The sequence below is a fragment of the Streptomyces swartbergensis genome (assembly GCF_002148965.1).
Taxonomy (GTDB): domain Bacteria; phylum Actinomycetota; class Actinomycetes; order Streptomycetales; family Streptomycetaceae; genus Streptomyces; species Streptomyces swartbergensis.
On sequence record NZ_NGFN01000023.1, the window covers coordinates 15,680 to 30,926 of the forward strand.

Here is a 15,247-nt window from a genome sequence, read left to right on the forward strand (position 1 = left end):
GCGTGGGCATTCAACACGGGAATAGGAAAGGAGTCGGCTGTCATGCCCCAGGTCGAGCAGCCCCTCACAGACGCCGGCATCAAAGTTCGCCAAGTCAACCACTACCAGTTCAGCTGGGTGGCCGGAGAACCCGGCCAGCGCGGCACCTTCACCCTGCAGCTGGTCCTGGACGAAGGCGCCGGGGAAGAGGTCCTCACAGTCGACGCCGACGACGCCGACGTCTTGAAGGATCTACTGGAACACAATCCGACCGTCCAGTACGACGTCCCACGCCAGACCCTGATGTTCGGCGTGACGCCCGCCGGCAGCTGACACCCAGCAGCCCACCGCTCACGCCCCGTCGAAAGATCGACGGGGCTCGACCTGCCTGCTGCAGGGAGTGGACCGCATCGAGGAGTGGCCGCCGGGCAGACCCCGGGCGGCCCGCCACGCATGGGGTCGGCGTGTGCATGCAGACGGTGCCAGGCCAGCTCCACAAGGGAAACATCGACACCGAAGGCGTCGACGAAGACCGGCGGGAAAGGTAACCGAGCCCAATGTCTACGCGCGCCGGCCCGCTCGGAACCTGCACGAGCGGGCCGACGACGCGTGCCCGACAGCCCCACTGCCTGGCACACGCAGACAGGCCGGCCAGGCGCCAGCCGGACTCCCAGTCGATCGGGCCGTGGTCGTGGCCGCGCTCACGAAGCCGCCGCAGGGATTCCTCGCGCGGGGGTCGACGTAGACCACCAGATCGTAGTAGTCGGTGAGTTCGGGCCGGGCGGCGTACACACCCTCGACGACGACGATGCCAGAGCGGGAGACGGTGTGGATCTCGTCCGGCGCCAGGGTCCCGGTCGGCCAGTCGTAGCGCCGGTAGCCGGCATCGCGGCCGGCGGCGAGCGGGGCGAGCACCTCCTCACGCAGCCGCTGCCAGTCGAAGTAACGGTGGTAGCCCTGCACCGGATCCAGCCCGGCGCGCTCCTCCGCGTCCATGGGGCGGTAGAAGTCGTCACCGTGCACAACCACGGCACCGCACAACTCGGCAAGGGCCTCCGCCATGGTCGGTTTCCCGGCCCCCTGCCGTCGACCGCGACCAGGGCGAACCCCTCGCGGTTCCGGGCGTCGACTGCAGTGGCGACCGCCGAGCGGTCAGAGGTCCTGATGGATGACGTCGTGGAGTCGTTGCACGTCGAGCTTTTTCGGCGTGGCGGCGGCGGTCGATCACCGTTCCCGTGTCGTCGAGTCACCCTCCAAACGACTCGTTGGAAGCGATGGCGATGCTCCTCTTCTCCTCCCTCTCCGTCATTACCTGGAACAGCAGCTCAGCGCCTCTGCGGTCAGCTCGATGTATCCCAGCTCGTCCATGCAGAGAGGATCGACCCGCCCGTAGCAGACAAGAGCAGTCGACCGTGTTGATACCTGTCAATTGGGTGGAAAAGGTCTGCCTCGGCGTGAGTACGTTCGAGTGTGGGGCAGCGACCGGTGGTCATCGCCGCGTCCGCTGGACGGGGCCGGCGATCGGGTGTGCGTCGCGCGGATGGTGGCGTGTGCTGCGCGCGGCGGCCCATTACATTGGCCCGCGGCCCACCCGCGACGGCCGTTGCGCTGGTGACGCTCGGTCGGCCACCCGCACGTTCTCATCGCTTGTCAAAGGCCGCTCCCCGCTCGGGAAGCGCCCCTCGTACGGAGGTCACTGCCATGACGCAGGATGCGAAGTCCCCGAAGAGGCTGCAGCGCAACCGCTCCACCCTCACCCACAAGGTCGGCTACGCCCTGACCCATCCCGGCCGTGTCGCCCCGTATCTGCGTCGAGCCTCCCGCGACACCTGGCTGCGCCTCAAGCACCCTGATCACGTCGGCTATTACCGCGCGGTGATGGCCTCGGACACCCGGCGCAACCCGGAGGCAGCGGTCGGCAGCCAGACCCATGAGCGCTGGTTGGCACTCGGGCAAATGCAGTTCGACTACCTCGTCGAGCACGGGCTGCGCCCCGAGCACCGGATGCTCGACATCGGCTGCGGCAACCTGCGCGGCGGCTGGCGCTTCATCGACTACCTCGACACCGGCAACTACTACGGCATCGATATCTCGCCCGACATCCTGATCGCCGCCAAGAAGACCCTCGTCGAGCGCGGACTCCAGGACAAACTGCCGCACCTGACCATCACTGGCGACCTCACCCTGGACTTCCTGCCCGGCGACCACTTCGACGTCGTGCACGCGCACAGCGTCTTCTCCCACTCGCCGCCGGCGGTGATCGCAGAGTGCCTCGCCCACGTCGGCCGCATCCTGACCGACAAGGGGTTCTTCGACTTCACCTTCGACCGGACGGAGGGCACCGAACACCAGGTGCTGCGCGAGGATTTCTACTACCGCACCGAGACTCTCTTGGCCATGGCGCGCAAGCACGGCCTTCACGGCAGTTTCATGGACGACTGGGAGAAGCGGCCCCACGGCCAGTCGAAGATCCGGGTGAGCCGCTCCCCGCTGCCGGCTCTCGACCAGTACGACGGCTGACCCGGCGCCGGCCGCCGCCGGCTACGGCTTCGCCGCACGGCGTCCAGCGGTAACTTCGCGGTATGGCCATCGGCGGGGGCGGCTGTCCAGGGTGGGGCGGTGAGCGACAGGCACCTCATTGAGGTCACTGACGAGATGCGCCAGACCCTGGACACCGCCACGCGGGAGAGATTCCAGAGGGAGCTGCGCGGAGCATCTCGGCGATGGTGATCCGCTCGTCCTCGGACAGGTAGCGCGGCGAGATCCCGGCGGCCGTTCGGCTGCTCGGTGATCGGTGCGTAGAGGCGCTCGCGCCCCGCCCGATCGACGACCTTCCGTCCGTACCTCCACCGGGTGGTGATCGTCTACCCGTGTCGGAGTGGACGGAAGCTGACCGGACGTGCGGGGTCCTCATGAGTGTGGCCACGAGTGCGCGTCCTGCTCGTGGCGGCCGAAGGAGCCTCGGTAGGCGGCGGGTGTGGTGTGTACCAGGGCGTGGAAGCGTCTGCGGAGGTTGGTGGCCGAGGACAGGCCGACCCGCTGCGCGACCGTCTCGATGGGGAGGTCGGTCTCCTCCAGAGGGCCCGGGACGTGTCAGCATGACCGTTACCCCGATCGATCTCTTCGCCTCCTTCATCCACCTTGACCAAGGCGGCCAGGTGCGCGCCGAACAACCCGTGTTCGACGCCGATCGGGACGGCTGGCAGGTGATGACCTTCCATGTGGAAACCGACGCCGACGTCCACGCCGACCACTGGGAAATTCACTCCGACGCGGACGAAGTCGTGGCCTGCCTCACCGGCGGGATACGCCTCTACTTCCGCCCGGAGCGGCCGGGGGAAGAAGAGGAGATCAAGCTGGCGGCCGGCACTGCGGCCATCGTCCCGCGCGGGCGGTGGCACCGCCTCGCACCCGCCTCGCACTGGACAGCCCCAGCGACATCATGTCGGTCACCCGGCCGCGTCGCAGCCGCCTGGAGAAGCGAACCGAAGCTTAGGCCAGGGGCGCCACATCCGGTCCTCATCCATGAGGGAGTTCGGCTCAGACCGCCCGCCCACCTCCGCGCTTGCCTATGGCTCCCCTGTGACACCGGGTGCGAGCGGGGTCGGGTAACACACAGCTATAGGGCGACCAAGACCTCGAGGGTCCCGGAGCTCGGCCCCAGCCGAAGAACAGGGCGGTTCGTCCGGAGTTTCAGAAGCCGTTGTCGTACCGATCAGCGAGCTCGCATGATCGAACACGGTTTCTACCTCATCCGGCCACGCCTGCGGCCTGCCGTACTCTCTGCGCATGCATGTTGCGGAATGGGGCGGAGGTCAGCTGACGGTAGTGCGTCCCGCGTCGGGCGGCTTCCCGCGGCACAGCCACGACGAGTACGTGATCAGTGTCAACCTCTGCGGCCTGGAGCGGGTCCGGCTGGATCGCGCCTCGTTCGATGTGAACGTGGACGAGTTCACCGTCTACAACCCCGGTCAGGTCCAGTCGTGCACCACCCAGGTCCCGCCCGACGCGTCCTTCACGTCCGTGAGCTGGTACGTCCCGCCAACGGTGGTGGAATCGCTGACCGGCGACGCCCCGGTCGACTTCGAACGGCCCGTCGTCCGCTCTCCACACCTGCGCGACGAATTCCTCGCTGTGGCCAGGGCATTCCGCCGCGTCCGTGAGCTGGTACCGGAGGGACACCCTCCGCCCGCCGAATCCGCTGTTCTGATCCAGGAGCGGCTCCTGCTCGTGCTGTCGCAGCTGCTCGACCTGGCCGCAGGCCGGCGCGGGCGTGCTCCGGAACCCGCTGACGCCCGGATCGCCGCGGTGCTCGCCCGGCTCCGCGCCGACCTGTCCAGCGCACCGCGGCTGGCGGAGCTGGCCGAGCTGGCCGGGATGTCCCGGGAGCATCTGATCCGGACGTTCACCCGCGCCACCGGCACCCCGCCCTACGCCTGGCACCTGTCGGCCCGGTTGGCCGAGGCGCGGCGACGGCTGCGCAAGGGTGAGCCCGTCGCCGGTGTCGCGCACGTGCTCGGCTTCGCCGACCAGGCACACTTCCACCGCCACTTCGCCGCGGCCTACGCCATCACACCGGGCCGGTACCGTCGGCTGTCTCAGATCAACATCTGACAAGACCGCACGGCCCCGCCCCCGCCACAGTGGTCGGCATGACTGAGATCTTCATGGTGGCTCTGTGGTTGGGGCTGGTGTTCAACGCGGCGCCGGGCGCGGTGTTCAGCGAGTCTCTTCGGCGCGGAATCCGGGGCGGCTTCGGCCCCGCCTTCGCGGTCCAGGCCGGCTCGCTGGTGGGCGACGCCGTCTGGGCGGTGCTCGGCCTGGCGGGGGTGGGGGCGCTGTTTGCGGTGCCGGCCTTGCGCGTGCCGCTCACCGTGGCCGGGTGCTTGCTGCTGGCCTGGCTGGGGGTGGCGGGTCTGCGTGACGCGCTCACGCGGAAGGTGTCCGATCCGGCGGCAGAGGCGCACGGCAAACAGGACCGCAAGGCCATGGCTGTGGGGGCGGGCATGTCCCTGGCGAACCCATGGAACGTTGTCTACTGGTCGGGCGCGGCCGGCGGGGTGGGCGCCGTGCTGGGCCCGGGCGGCGCGGCGGAACTGGGCGTCTTCTTCGCCGGGTTCATGGCCTCCTCGATGCTGTGGTGCCTGATCGCGGCGGGGCTCATCGTGGTCCTGCGCAGGGCGCTGCCACCACTGGCCGTACGCGTACTCGAAGCCTGCTGCGGCGTATCGCTCTTGGTCTTCGCGATTCTCCAGCTGAGCCGACTCATATGACGACATACCGGCCATCGAGTTTGAGGATCGAACAAGGATCCTGATCGGATGATGTCGGAGTGGTTCATGCGTGAGGACAAGACCTCGTGGCGATTCGGAGGTGTTGAAGTCTCACTGAGCGCCAGGAGGCCCTCCTTGTCGCAGTTGTACGCGGTTGAGGTCCCGGAGTTCAACTCGCCCGCCGTGTCCTGCGACTGTCTCGCGCATGCGTACGGGAACGCGGCGGATCAGCCGGATCGGGCGCGGCGGTATCCATCGGACAAGACGGATACGGAGTGGGCCGAGATCCGAGTGCTGCTGCCTGTACCGGCCTGGTTGGAGGGCGGGGCGGCAGGCCGGAGGGCTACTGCCAACGGCAGATGCTCGACGCGGTGCCTTACGCCATCGGCAACGGCGTCAAGTGGCGCTCGGTGCCCACCGACTTTCCCGCGTGGGACCGGGTCTACGCTTCTTCCGCCGCCGGCGACGCCAGGGTCTGACCGTGGAGTTCCACGACCGGCTGCGCGCAAGGGTCCGTGAGAGCGAGGGCCGCTCACCCACGCCGACGGCGAGGATCATCGACTCGCAGTCGGTGCGGGCCGCCGCCGCCTCGGTCCCCGCCTCCACGCGGGGGTATGACGGCGGGAAGAAGGTGCCAGGCCGTAAGCGGCACGTGATCACGGACTGTCTCGGCCTGCTCCTGGCGGTCGCGGTCACCCCCGCGAACACCGGCGACCACGAGGCAGCCATGCCCCCCCTTGGAGCGGGTGCGCACCGCGCACCATGCGATCCGCCTGGTCTGGGCGGACGGTGGCTACACGGGCATGCTCGTCGACTGGGCCCGTGACACACTCCGTCGCTGGAGATCGTCAAGTGCAGTGACGAGCCGCGCTTTGCGGTGCTGCCCAGAAGTGGGCGATCGAGAGAACGCTCAGCTGTCTGATGCGCTCGCGTCGGCTGGTCCGTGACTACGAGATGCTGCCAACCACTAGCGAGTCCATGCCTTGACGGCCGGCTCGGCCAGCACCTCCACCACCGCTTCCCGGGCGATGACCAACCGTTCAAGAGCCCGCTCGGCCTCATCTAGCACAGCCGCGATCCGGGCCGCTTCGTCCCGCGCCCGCCGCTACCCGCGCGGCCAACTCCTTCGCCTCCAGGAGACCCAACACCGACGGCACCAGCCACCTCCACCCGATCAAGAAGCAACACAACGCACCAACGCTGCCTCTCCGAAGCTTCACTCTCCACCTGCGGAAACCGTGGCCCTCGGCGGAGCTGGGCAACCGCCGCGTCGATGTAGCGCGTGATCCAGAACACGACGGCGGTCAAGTGCTCAGCATTAATGGCTGTTCCGTTGATCCCCAAGGCCGGCCCCCCTCAGGGTCAGGCATTGCGACCACCTTTAAGAGGGCAGTACGTGACCTGATGTCCGATTCGATGTCGCCTGATCATGTGACTATTGACCGGTCGACGCGCTTCGCAGCCCCTCCCTCGACGTCGAACGCAGGCACCGGCCGGGTACCCGCCACCGCGCCGGCAACCACCGGGAGCTACTCCGCCGCGGGCTCCCCGGCGAGGTCGGGCAGCAACCCGCGCACCGCCTCGCACTGCTCCGGGCCCACGACGTGGGCCATCGCCTCCTTGACCGTCTCGGCGAGGGCCCCGGAGGCCTCCTTGAGCAGCCGTCGCGCCTGGTCGGTGAGGGCGACCTCGACGCCCCGCTTGTCGCAGCACACCGACTTGCGGGTGACGAGACCGGCGTGATGCAGGCAGGCGATCTGGTAAGTGAGGCGGGTCTTGGGGCGGCCCAGGAGTTCCGCGATCCGGGTCATGCGCACCCCTTCGGCGGGCTGCTCGGCCAGCAGGCACAGGACCAGGAACTCGTCGTGCGAGACGTCCAGCCGCTCCTTGACGACGGGGCGCAGCTGCTGTTCCACGGCGCCCGTCGCGGCCAGCAGCATCCAGGCACGCAGCTCGACCGGAAGGAGTCCGTCGCCGGACCACGAGGGACATGCGGGCAGGTCGGCCATGGTCTCGAGTGAACTGTTGTTCAGTTGTGGATTACTGGCTAGCGTGATGTCATCCAAAATTGGACTAGGAAGTGAGGCACCATGACCGTCGCCGTCGAAACCGGTACCTGGCAACTCGACCGCACCGCCTCCACCGTCGCCCTGCGACACAGGAATGTGTGGGGCCTGGTCACCATGAAGGGCACCTTCGCCGCCGTGAGCGGCCAGGGTGAAGTACGACCCGACGGCTCCGCCGTCGGCACCCTGACCGTCGACGTCGCCTCCCTCCACATCAAGCGCGCCAAGAACATCAAGCACCTGCTGTCGGCCGACTTCTTCGACGCCGAGAACCACCCCGAGATCACCTTCGCGGCCCGCAGCGCAGAACTCCGCGCGGACGAGACGGTCCACGTCATCGGGGAGCTGACCGTGCGGGGCATCAGCAGGCCGCTGTCCCTCACCGCCCGCCTGGTCGACGCCGACGCCGACGCGCTCACCCTGGACGCCGAATTCTCCGTGGACCGCGCGCAGTTCGGCATGGACTGGAACCTGTTGGGCATGATCCGCGGCCTCGCCACGGTCGCCACCACCCTCAGGTTCGTGCGAACGGCAGTCTGAACAGTCCCGGCTCGGTCTCGGTCAGGATTCCGCGCCCGGCCAGGCGCTTCAGTTTGATGCGGACGTTGTTGATGTTGTCGGGCGAGATCTCCAGGTCCATCGCCTCGCACACCTGCCGCGCCGGCAGCGGATGGTCGGCCGCGGCGAACACCGCCATGATCTGCTGGTAGGCCGGATGATCCGGCTGCCTCGGGGGCGTCGGCGCGGGCGGCTGCGGATCGGGCAGCTCCAGCAGCGTCTTGCGGGTGATGCGGATCTCCTCGGCAGTGCGGTGGAACTCCTCCAGCTGCGCGGAAAGCTCCACGACCCGCTCCTTGGCCGCCTCGGCCTGCGCGGCGATCTCCTGTTCCCGCTCCTGCAGCCGTGCCAGCACCGCGCCGAGGGTGAGCTGATCGCCGGTCATGCGGTGCACCAGGACGGCGCGGTCGCCCCGGTCAGCCGGCGCAGTATCACCGCGGTCATCGCCCAGTACACCCGCGACTCGGAGGTGCGGGGCAGGTGCTCGTAATCGCGCAACAGGCGGCGGTGCAGCATTTGTGGCACCGGTACACGGCGAGATGACGCAATCGAAGAGGCACGTCCGGTTCTGAGGGGACCGGGTCGCGGCGACGTGACCCGGCTATCCGACCAATGGCGCGGCCTGGTCACCCGACCCGACAAAACAGCGATCGCCTACCAGGCCGCACTTCACCTCGCCGGCATCCTCATCTGGACCCGACGCCGGCCAAAGAGACAGAACCTGGGCCTGCTGCGGCGGCGTGGGAACCTGGGCGTCGCCTGCCGATCGGCTCAGAAGGCGGGTGCTGCCTGCTCGGCGGCCTGGCCCTGGCGGCGCGCACTGAGCACGGCGTCTCGCAACCGTTCCTGAGCAATCGTCAGGCATGCGTAGACCGCTCCTTGTGCTGTCGACAGACCGATCTGATGCGGACTCGTCCTGATCTCTGGCGCCGCCGGAAGGGTCTGGTCGAGCCGCTCACGCACCTGGGGAAGGACGATTTCGACGAGCGGACGCAGCCGGCCCACGAAGTAGACCGACTCCGGGTCCAGCGTCACCGCGACGACACTGACAGCGGTCACGATCGCCGTGGTGAACGCCTGCAGCACTTCGGCGTGCGGCGCCTCGGCGTGCGGTTGCAGCCAGAGATCCTCGATGCGCTCCAGGTCGAGCCCCCGTTTTCGAGCGAACCGGAGGAGGCCTCGGGTGCTCAGCAGATCGTCGAGGTTCTCGTCGCCGACTCCGGAGGAGAGCACACCGATGTCGCCGAAGGTGGGTGTACTGCCGCGGGCGAGCTCATGGTCCGTGCAGCTGGCGAAGTTCAGTATGGTGCTGACGCTGAAGAGCGCGGCGTTCTTGATGGTTGCGTCGTCGGTGAGGATTCCGAGCAGGGACGCGTTGGCATCGCTGTCGAGGAGCACAGGGGCCTCGATCAGGTTTTCGATGGCTTGCTGGAGGCCTGAGCCCGCGAAGATTTTCATCGACTCCGCGGGGCCGAAGATCTCCGTGCCGCCCCGGACCCGTCCGGGCACTGCGGCGACGATCTGACGCAGGGGACCCTGCGCAGATTGAGCGGCCTGCGCGATCAGGTCGACCAGCCATCGCGCGGCGTCCTCGATCTCCTGGTGGTCGGCGGTGGGAACCGTCACGTGCTGGATCTCACGCCCCCTCAGGTCGGTCACCAGCACACCGGTGGTCTGGGCGCCGAAACTGACACCGGCGACGTGCCCGGTCGTGCCGGGCAGGTCCAGATAGGTGGAGCGGCGGCCGCGGCCGGTGATCTCGTCGATGCCGCCGTCGACGACGAAGCCGTCGGCACGGAGCTCCTCCACCGCTCTGGACACCGTGGCCTTGCTCAGGCCCGTCAGCTCGATGAGCTTGTTCCGCGTCAAGGGCGCGTGGGAGAGGACCACGTCGAGGACTGATGCCTTGTTGTAGTCGCGTGAGGTCGGGTTGGTCACGTGATGACCATAGCGAGCCCGGTACGCCGATCGGGCAGGGACTGGTTTGGGCGGTGCGACCAAGGGTTTCGGCGCGGTGAGACGTGGGTGTTTCGACAGATCCGTCGTTCCCGCCCGGGGGCGCTCGAAAGGGTCCGTGTCGGCGTCTTCCGCCTTGCCGGACGGTTCTCGACTCATCTGTCATGCACTCCGCAGGGTTTGTGAAGCACTCCAGTAGCGCATCGCCGCGTCGCGGCGAAGCCCGGAAGCAGGTTTCGACGACCCACCGACTGTCGGCAGTGAGCGTTCGGCCGGATGGTGGAACCCTCTGCGGTCAGTCGCTTGGGAACGACCGGAACGGCCTCGATGCCGCCGGGCCGACGCCCTTCTTTCGGGGCGACTTGACTGCATGCTGAGAGCCCACCATTCCAGTTTCAGACTGGAACTGCAACAAATACTGGTAAAGTCGGGGCCCAGCATCGAGCACCTCCCGACGCGCCTGACGAATCAACGAACCGTCGAACAGCGATCGGGATGCCCGGCTTCCGTTGGACCTCGAAAGCCCCTGACTCACGTACGCCCGGAGCGGCTGACAGCACTGGCAGGAGAGAGCAGTGACATGAAGTTCACCCCCTACTGGCTCGACACCGCTCCCCCCTGGTTCCTGCCCTTCGCAGGCGGCTACTACAAGTTCCTGGACGTAATCAAGTAAGCATTGGGATAGAGATGCCGAGCACACGCGGGGAACACCGTGGAGCTCGCCCTTGCTGATGGTCTCGATGCGCCCAAGGAACGCGAGGGCATCACTGGCGTCCGCGCCGGGAAGCCGGCGGAGAACACCGAAGCAGGAGGCGCGCGGCTGCGCCAAGGCCCGGAGGCGGTCGCCGACCGGGCCCCGACCGCTGAGACCGTACGGGTGCCCGAACGGGTGCCCGAGCCGATGCCGGCTGCGGAGTTCGTCCTCCTGCACGGCGTCCACGACCCCGGGGCCGCCTCCCTCGTCCAGCGTTCCATGGTGAGCGCAGGCCTCATGGTGCGGGCGGCGGGCGAAGCCGCCCTCTCCAGGGCGGTGGTCCGATGACTGCCTCCCTCACGTTTCTGGTCGGGTGTATCGCCGAGATCGCGCCCGGCCTGCTGGTGGAGACCGGCCCGGGAGCGACGGGCCCCTACGCCTACGACGCCTCCAACTACCGTGTGCTGCCGCGGGCGGTGGCCTTCCCGCGCACCGCCGACGACGTGGTCGCGGTGCTGCGGGCCTGCCGTGGTCCAGGCGGCCGAGGACGTGCCGGAGATCCTGCGCTTCTCGCCCAGCGCGGTGGAGGGCATGGACGAGGCGATCGTCGCCACCATGCGCGCCCGCCGCGGTGCCGCCTCGGTCACCGGCCTGCCCGAGGGGCGGGCCTGGCTGTACGTCGAACTCGAAGGCGACGACCAGGCCCGCGGTCAACGCCCGGGCTGCCGAGCTACTGGATGTGCAGCAGAGAAGCTCCGCCGGGAAGCCGGTTGGCGTGGAAGGCTGGCGCGTCCTGGAGGCCGTGGCCAAGCACCACCGGTCACCGTCCTAGAGGTGCCGAAGATCTTCGGTACCTTCGACGACGAGGACAGGGTCCTGCGCCGCGCCAGCGACACGCCCTGGGTCTCGTCGGTTACGTACATCTTCGCCCTGAGACTGGGCTGCGGCCTGCGCGTCAGCGAGCATCTGGAGGCGGCCTGAACACCGGCCTCGTCTCCAGCCCCGCAGCCCCGCTCGGCGAGTCGAGCAGTTCGGGCCGGCCCGGCTCCCCTCCCCCAGCCGGGCGTGGGGCGCCGGTCCAAGGCAGTGGCCTCGCCAGTTCCGGCACGCTCCCTTACGTCCCTTCTGGCGCCTGGGTCGACCCGACCAAGGCATCCTTCCTCTCCCCTTCCCCTGCAGGGGGGCCGGGGTCAGCCTCGGGGGATCCCCGGGCGGACTGTCTGCCCCGGACCGGCGGCGCTCCCCGGGCCTCCCTCGGCGGGGTGTGCGGTGGCGAAACGCCCTCGTGGCATGCGGAGCGGGCTGCTGGTGCCCTCGCAAGTCGAGAAAAAAGTTCCTAGTTTCAGGTTGGAACTGGAATGAATGATGGTATGTTTCCGGCCAACGCAGCGAGCAACCCCGGAAAAGACTGAAGGTGTGCCTGCCGATGACTGCAACGCTGAGTCGGGCGATCGCCCACTACCCCAACCGGTTCGACCCCGGGGTACTGAGCGAGCTCCCCGAACACCTCCGGAAGACCATCCAGCGCCGGAACGACGTGCTGGGTCCTGGCTACACACTGATCTACAAGGAGCCGGTCGAGTTCGTCTCCGGTCACGGGGCTCACCTGATCGACCGGCACGGCAACGACTACCTCGACGCCTACAACAACGTCCCCTGTGTCGGTCACGCCCACCCCCACGTGGCCGAGGCCGTCGCCCGCCAGATGGCGACGGTCAACACCAACACGCGCTACGTCCAGGAAGCCCTGGTCGACTACGCGGAGCGGCTTCTTTCGACGTTCCCCGAGGAGCTGTCCAAACTGAGCATCGCGTGCAGCGGGTCGGAGGCGAACGACCTGGCGGTGCGGGTGGCGCGGTTCCACACGGGCGGCGAGGGCATCATCGTCACCCGTTGGGCCTACCACGGCCTCACCCGTGAGGTGGCAAGCTTCTCACCGACCCTCGGCGCGGGCTCGCCGCTGGGCCCGAACGTCCGGCTCATCGACGCTCCTGACCCGCGCCTCGTCGCGCCGGGATCCACGCTCGACGAGCACATGCGGCAGCAGGTGCGCGGCGCGATCGACGACCTCGAGCGCCACGGCTACCGGCTCGCGGCCCTGATCACCGACTGCGCCCACTCCAGCGACGGCATCTTCACCGACCCCCCCGGCTACATGCGGGCCGTGGTGGAGGAGGTGCACGCGGCCGGCGGTGTCTACATCGCGGACGAGGTCCAGTCGGGATTCGCCCGGCTCGGGGACTCGATGTGGGGCTTCAGCCGCCACGGTGTGCTGCCGGACATCGTGACCATGGGCAAGCCGATGGGCAACGGCCTGCCGATCTCGGGTGTGGTCTTCCGCCCCGAGGTCTGCGAGGAGTTCGGACGCAACGTCCGCTACTTCAACACCTTCGGCGGCAGCTCCATCCCCGTGGCCGCCGGCGCCGCGGTGCTGGACGTCTTCGAGAAGGAGAACGTGCAGCAGCGCGTCCTGGAGAACGGCAACGCTCTGCGCGCGGGGCTGCGGGAGATCGCCAAGGATTCCCCCTACGTCGCCGAAGTCCGCGGCGCCGGTCTCTACGTCGGCGTGGAGATCGTCAAGGACCGCCAGACCCTCGAGCCCGACCGCGCACGTGCCGACGACGTCATCAACGACATGCGCGATCGCCGCATCCTGATCAGCGGCACGGGCACGTCGGCGAACACGCTGAAGATCCGCCCTCCGCTGGCCTTCGACTCCGCCGATGTGACGCGATTCCTGGAGACCTTCGCCGAGGTCGCGAAAAACCGTCTGTAACAGGCCGGCCGAAGGGACTGACCGTGAACACCTCACCAGCTGTGAACTATGCTCAACGGCTCCTCGAGGAGAGCGGCCTGACGTCGTCCCATGAGCCCATCGACGTGATGCTGGTGAGCATTTTCCTCGAGGAGCACTACCGCCTCAACGGGCGCTTGGGGCGACTGGCGACCGAGAAGGACGACACGTTCAGACTCAGTACCGACTCGGGCAACTACCTCGTGAAGGTCTCACCACCTGACGAAGCGGAGGCGGTTGTCGCCCTCCAGACCGCCGCGATGCGCTACCTCGAAACCACCGCTTCGCACTTGCCCGTCCAGCGGGTGAAGCTGACCGCCGACGCAGACGACCACGTCACGATCCGGCTGAACGACGGCAGGACTCGAATCCTGCGGGTGTTCGACTTCGTCGAAGGCCAGGTCCTGGCCGATGCGAACCCGGACGCGGAGCGGCTCTCCAAGGCGGGCGAGATGCTGGGGCTGATCGACGTGGCGCTCAGGCCGTTCACGCACCCGGCGGACCGACGAGGTCTGGCGTGGGACATCCGGCATTTCCACCAGCTGACCGAACTGGTCGAGCACACGCCGAGCCCCGAGCACCGCCGGCTGGCCCAGTCGGTCTTCCGGCTCTTCGGCGAAAACATCGTCCCGAGGCTGACCGATCTCGAAACGCAAGTGATCCACGGTGACTTCAGCCCTTACAACATCGTGGTGGATCCACAGAGCGATCACTTCGTCACCGGTGTCATCGACTTCGGCGACACGGTGCGCAGTGCGGTGATCTTCGACCCCGCCGTTCCCATGGCGAACCTGCTCGGCAGGACCCCGGATCATCCCTGGCGGGACGCCTGCGCCTTCGCTGCCGGATACCAACGGGAGCGGCCCGTCCAGGCCTCGGAACTTCCGCTGCTCCCGGTTGCCGCGCTGGCACGACTCACACTGCGTGCGCTGATCACGAACTGGCGCGCGGAGCGCGCACCCGAACGGCGCGAGTACCTCCTCGGTCACGCCAAGGACGACTGGATCAATATCGAGCGTTCCTTGACCGTGAGCCTGGACGACGTCGTCGCGCACCTCAGGGAAACCCGTCACGGGCATTCCTGAAAGCCAGTCCCGAACATGTGCAGTTTTCTCACAAAAGACAGGAGCATTCTCATGGCCATTCCCTCGTTGCAGTTCCGGCCGAAATACGTCTCGTTCGACTGTTACGGCACGTTGATCGAGTTCCCGATCACTCCCATCACGCGTGAACTCGTCGGCGACCAGGTCCCCGCCGAGCAGTGGGACCAGTTCGTTCGCGAGTTCCGCGGCTACCGCTACGACCAGGTTCGCGGCGAGTACTACCCCTACGAGCAGGTGCTGCAGGACTCCTTCGAGCGGGTCTGCCGCAAGTGGGGCGTGAAGGCGGCGTCGGACGCGGGCAAGCGGTTCGCCGACGGCGTCCGCAGCTGGGGCCCCCACGCCGACGTGCCCGAGCCGCTGAAGAAGATGGGCGAGAACTACAAGCTGGTGATCCTGTCCAACGCCGACGACTCCTTCCTCGCGGAAAGCGTGCCGAAGCTCGGGGCGGACTTCCACGCGGTCTTCACCGCGGAGCAGGCCGGCTTCTACAAGCCCCGCTACGCCGCGTTCGAGTACATGCTCGACCAACTCGACGCGTCCCCCGAGGACTTCGTACACGTCGCCTCGCACACCCGCTACGACCACATGCCGATGCACGACATGGGATTCCGCAACCTGGTCCTGCTGGACCGCGGATACGACCCGGTCACCCACGGCTACGACTACGTGACGGTGAAGTCCCTGGACGACCTCAACACCATGCTCGGCATCTGACCGGAAGCCAACACCAGTCCCGCACGGCACACACCCGGGTTTCTCCCACGGTTTGTGTTTGCCGTGCGGGACAAGAATCCGGTGCCTTCCGCAGCTGTTTGACAGAGTCA

At 67.8% G+C, this 15,247-nt stretch carries 16 protein-coding genes and 3 pseudogenes; 13 read left to right on the forward strand and 6 right to left on the reverse strand.

Going from position 1 to position 15,247, the window contains the following annotated elements:
• Positions 1 to 42: 42 nt before the first annotated feature.
• Positions 43 to 312, forward strand: coding sequence for a hypothetical protein (locus CA983_RS06330; protein ID WP_086599896.1), 270 nt, complete (start codon positions 43 to 45; stop codon positions 310 to 312).
• Positions 313 to 540: 228 nt separating this feature from the next.
• On the opposite strand, the pseudogene CA983_RS06335 reads toward CA983_RS06330, so the two are convergent.
• Both CA983_RS06335 and CA983_RS06340 read right to left on the reverse strand, forming a co-directional pair.
• Positions 541 to 1,047, reverse strand: a pseudogene (locus CA983_RS06335) (uridine kinase family protein); the annotation flags it as partial.
• 181 nt (positions 1,048 to 1,228) lie between these two features.
• Positions 1,229 to 1,371: pseudogene (locus CA983_RS06340) on the reverse strand (ATP-binding protein); the annotation flags it as partial.
• A 309-nt stretch (positions 1,372 to 1,680) separates the two neighbouring features.
• On the opposite strand from CA983_RS06340, the gene CA983_RS06345 reads away from it, so the two are divergent.
• The 5 genes from CA983_RS06345 to CA983_RS47085 all read left to right on the forward strand — a co-directional run bounded on the left by CA983_RS06345 (position 1,681) and on the right by CA983_RS47085 (position 6,078).
• Positions 1,681 to 2,499: a class I SAM-dependent DNA methyltransferase gene (locus tag CA983_RS06345; protein ID WP_086599898.1), complete on the forward strand. Its 819-nt coding sequence runs from the start codon at positions 1,681 to 1,683 to the stop codon at positions 2,497 to 2,499.
• Between the two features lie 1,269 nt (positions 2,500 to 3,768).
• Positions 3,769 to 4,593, forward strand: a complete 825-nt coding sequence (locus CA983_RS06355) for a helix-turn-helix domain-containing protein (protein WP_086599899.1) — start codon at positions 3,769 to 3,771, stop codon at positions 4,591 to 4,593.
• Positions 4,594 to 4,631: 38 nt separating this feature from the next.
• Complete coding sequence (locus tag CA983_RS06360; RefSeq protein WP_086599900.1) at positions 4,632 to 5,252, forward strand: LysE family transporter; 621 nt, start codon at positions 4,632 to 4,634, stop codon at positions 5,250 to 5,252.
• A 371-nt stretch (positions 5,253 to 5,623) separates the two neighbouring features.
• Positions 5,624 to 5,731, forward strand: a complete 108-nt coding sequence (locus CA983_RS47080; protein WP_244206677.1) for a hypothetical protein — start codon at positions 5,624 to 5,626, stop codon at positions 5,729 to 5,731.
• Positions 5,732 to 5,823: 92 nt separating this feature from the next.
• Positions 5,824 to 6,078: a transposase gene (locus tag CA983_RS47085; RefSeq protein WP_244206687.1), complete on the forward strand. Its 255-nt coding sequence runs from the start codon at positions 5,824 to 5,826 to the stop codon at positions 6,076 to 6,078.
• Positions 6,079 to 6,781: 703 nt separating this feature from the next.
• On the opposite strand, the gene CA983_RS06370 is transcribed toward CA983_RS47085, so the two are convergent.
• Positions 6,782 to 7,261 (reverse strand): MarR family winged helix-turn-helix transcriptional regulator, encoded by a 480-nt coding sequence (locus tag CA983_RS06370; protein ID WP_086599901.1) that lies wholly within the window; start codon positions 7,259 to 7,261, stop codon positions 6,782 to 6,784.
• Between the two features lie 81 nt (positions 7,262 to 7,342).
• Here CA983_RS06370 and CA983_RS06375 point away from each other — a divergent pair, with 81 nt between their 5' ends.
• Positions 7,343 to 7,858 carry a YceI family protein gene (locus CA983_RS06375; RefSeq protein WP_086599902.1) on the forward strand — a complete coding sequence of 172 codons (516 nt, stop codon included), beginning with the start codon at positions 7,343 to 7,345 and terminating at the stop codon, positions 7,856 to 7,858.
• Here the strand turns inward: CA983_RS06375 and CA983_RS06380 are convergent.
• Both CA983_RS06380 and CA983_RS47660 read right to left on the reverse strand, forming a co-directional pair.
• Positions 7,833 to 8,261, reverse strand: a complete 429-nt coding sequence (locus tag CA983_RS06380) for a hypothetical protein (protein WP_086599903.1) — start codon at positions 8,259 to 8,261, stop codon at positions 7,833 to 7,835. The genes CA983_RS06375 and CA983_RS06380 overlap by 26 nt on opposite strands.
• Positions 8,258 to 8,392: a hypothetical protein gene (locus CA983_RS47660; protein ID WP_425276423.1), complete on the reverse strand. Its 135-nt coding sequence runs from the start codon at positions 8,390 to 8,392 to the stop codon at positions 8,258 to 8,260. The genes CA983_RS06380 and CA983_RS47660 overlap by 4 nt, the downstream gene beginning before the upstream one ends.
• 94 nt (positions 8,393 to 8,486) lie before the next feature.
• Between CA983_RS47660 and CA983_RS49400 the strand changes: the two are divergent.
• A pseudogene (locus CA983_RS49400) lies at positions 8,487 to 8,582 on the forward strand (IS5/IS1182 family transposase); the annotation flags it as partial.
• Positions 8,583 to 8,647: 65 nt separating this feature from the next.
• Here the strand turns inward: CA983_RS49400 and CA983_RS06390 are convergent.
• The gene (locus CA983_RS06390; RefSeq protein ID WP_244206680.1) at positions 8,648 to 9,991 is read right to left on the reverse strand and encodes an ROK family transcriptional regulator; all 1,344 of its coding nucleotides are present in this window, start codon (positions 9,989 to 9,991) and stop codon (positions 8,648 to 8,650) included.
• A gap of 553 nt (positions 9,992 to 10,544) precedes the next feature.
• On the opposite strand from CA983_RS06390, the gene CA983_RS06395 reads away from it, so the two are divergent.
• From CA983_RS06395 to CA983_RS06415, 5 genes are all read left to right on the forward strand, one after another.
• Positions 10,545 to 10,874 carry a hypothetical protein gene (locus CA983_RS06395; RefSeq protein WP_086599905.1) on the forward strand — a complete coding sequence of 110 codons (330 nt, stop codon included), beginning with the start codon at positions 10,545 to 10,547 and terminating at the stop codon, positions 10,872 to 10,874.
• A gap of 180 nt (positions 10,875 to 11,054) precedes the next feature.
• The gene (locus tag CA983_RS49130) at positions 11,055 to 11,507 is read left to right on the forward strand and encodes an FAD-binding oxidoreductase (protein WP_107500205.1); all 453 of its coding nucleotides are present in this window, start codon (positions 11,055 to 11,057) and stop codon (positions 11,505 to 11,507) included.
• Positions 11,508 to 11,952: 445 nt separating this feature from the next.
• Complete coding sequence (locus CA983_RS06405; protein ID WP_086599906.1) at positions 11,953 to 13,302, forward strand: aspartate aminotransferase family protein; 1,350 nt, start codon at positions 11,953 to 11,955, stop codon at positions 13,300 to 13,302.
• 23 nt (positions 13,303 to 13,325) lie between these two features.
• Positions 13,326 to 14,405, forward strand: coding sequence for a phosphotransferase (locus CA983_RS06410; protein ID WP_244206681.1), 1,080 nt, complete (start codon positions 13,326 to 13,328; stop codon positions 14,403 to 14,405).
• A gap of 51 nt (positions 14,406 to 14,456) precedes the next feature.
• Positions 14,457 to 15,137, forward strand: coding sequence for a haloacid dehalogenase type II (locus tag CA983_RS06415; RefSeq protein ID WP_086599908.1), 681 nt, complete (start codon positions 14,457 to 14,459; stop codon positions 15,135 to 15,137).
• The last annotated feature ends 110 nt before the right edge of the window (positions 15,138 to 15,247 follow it).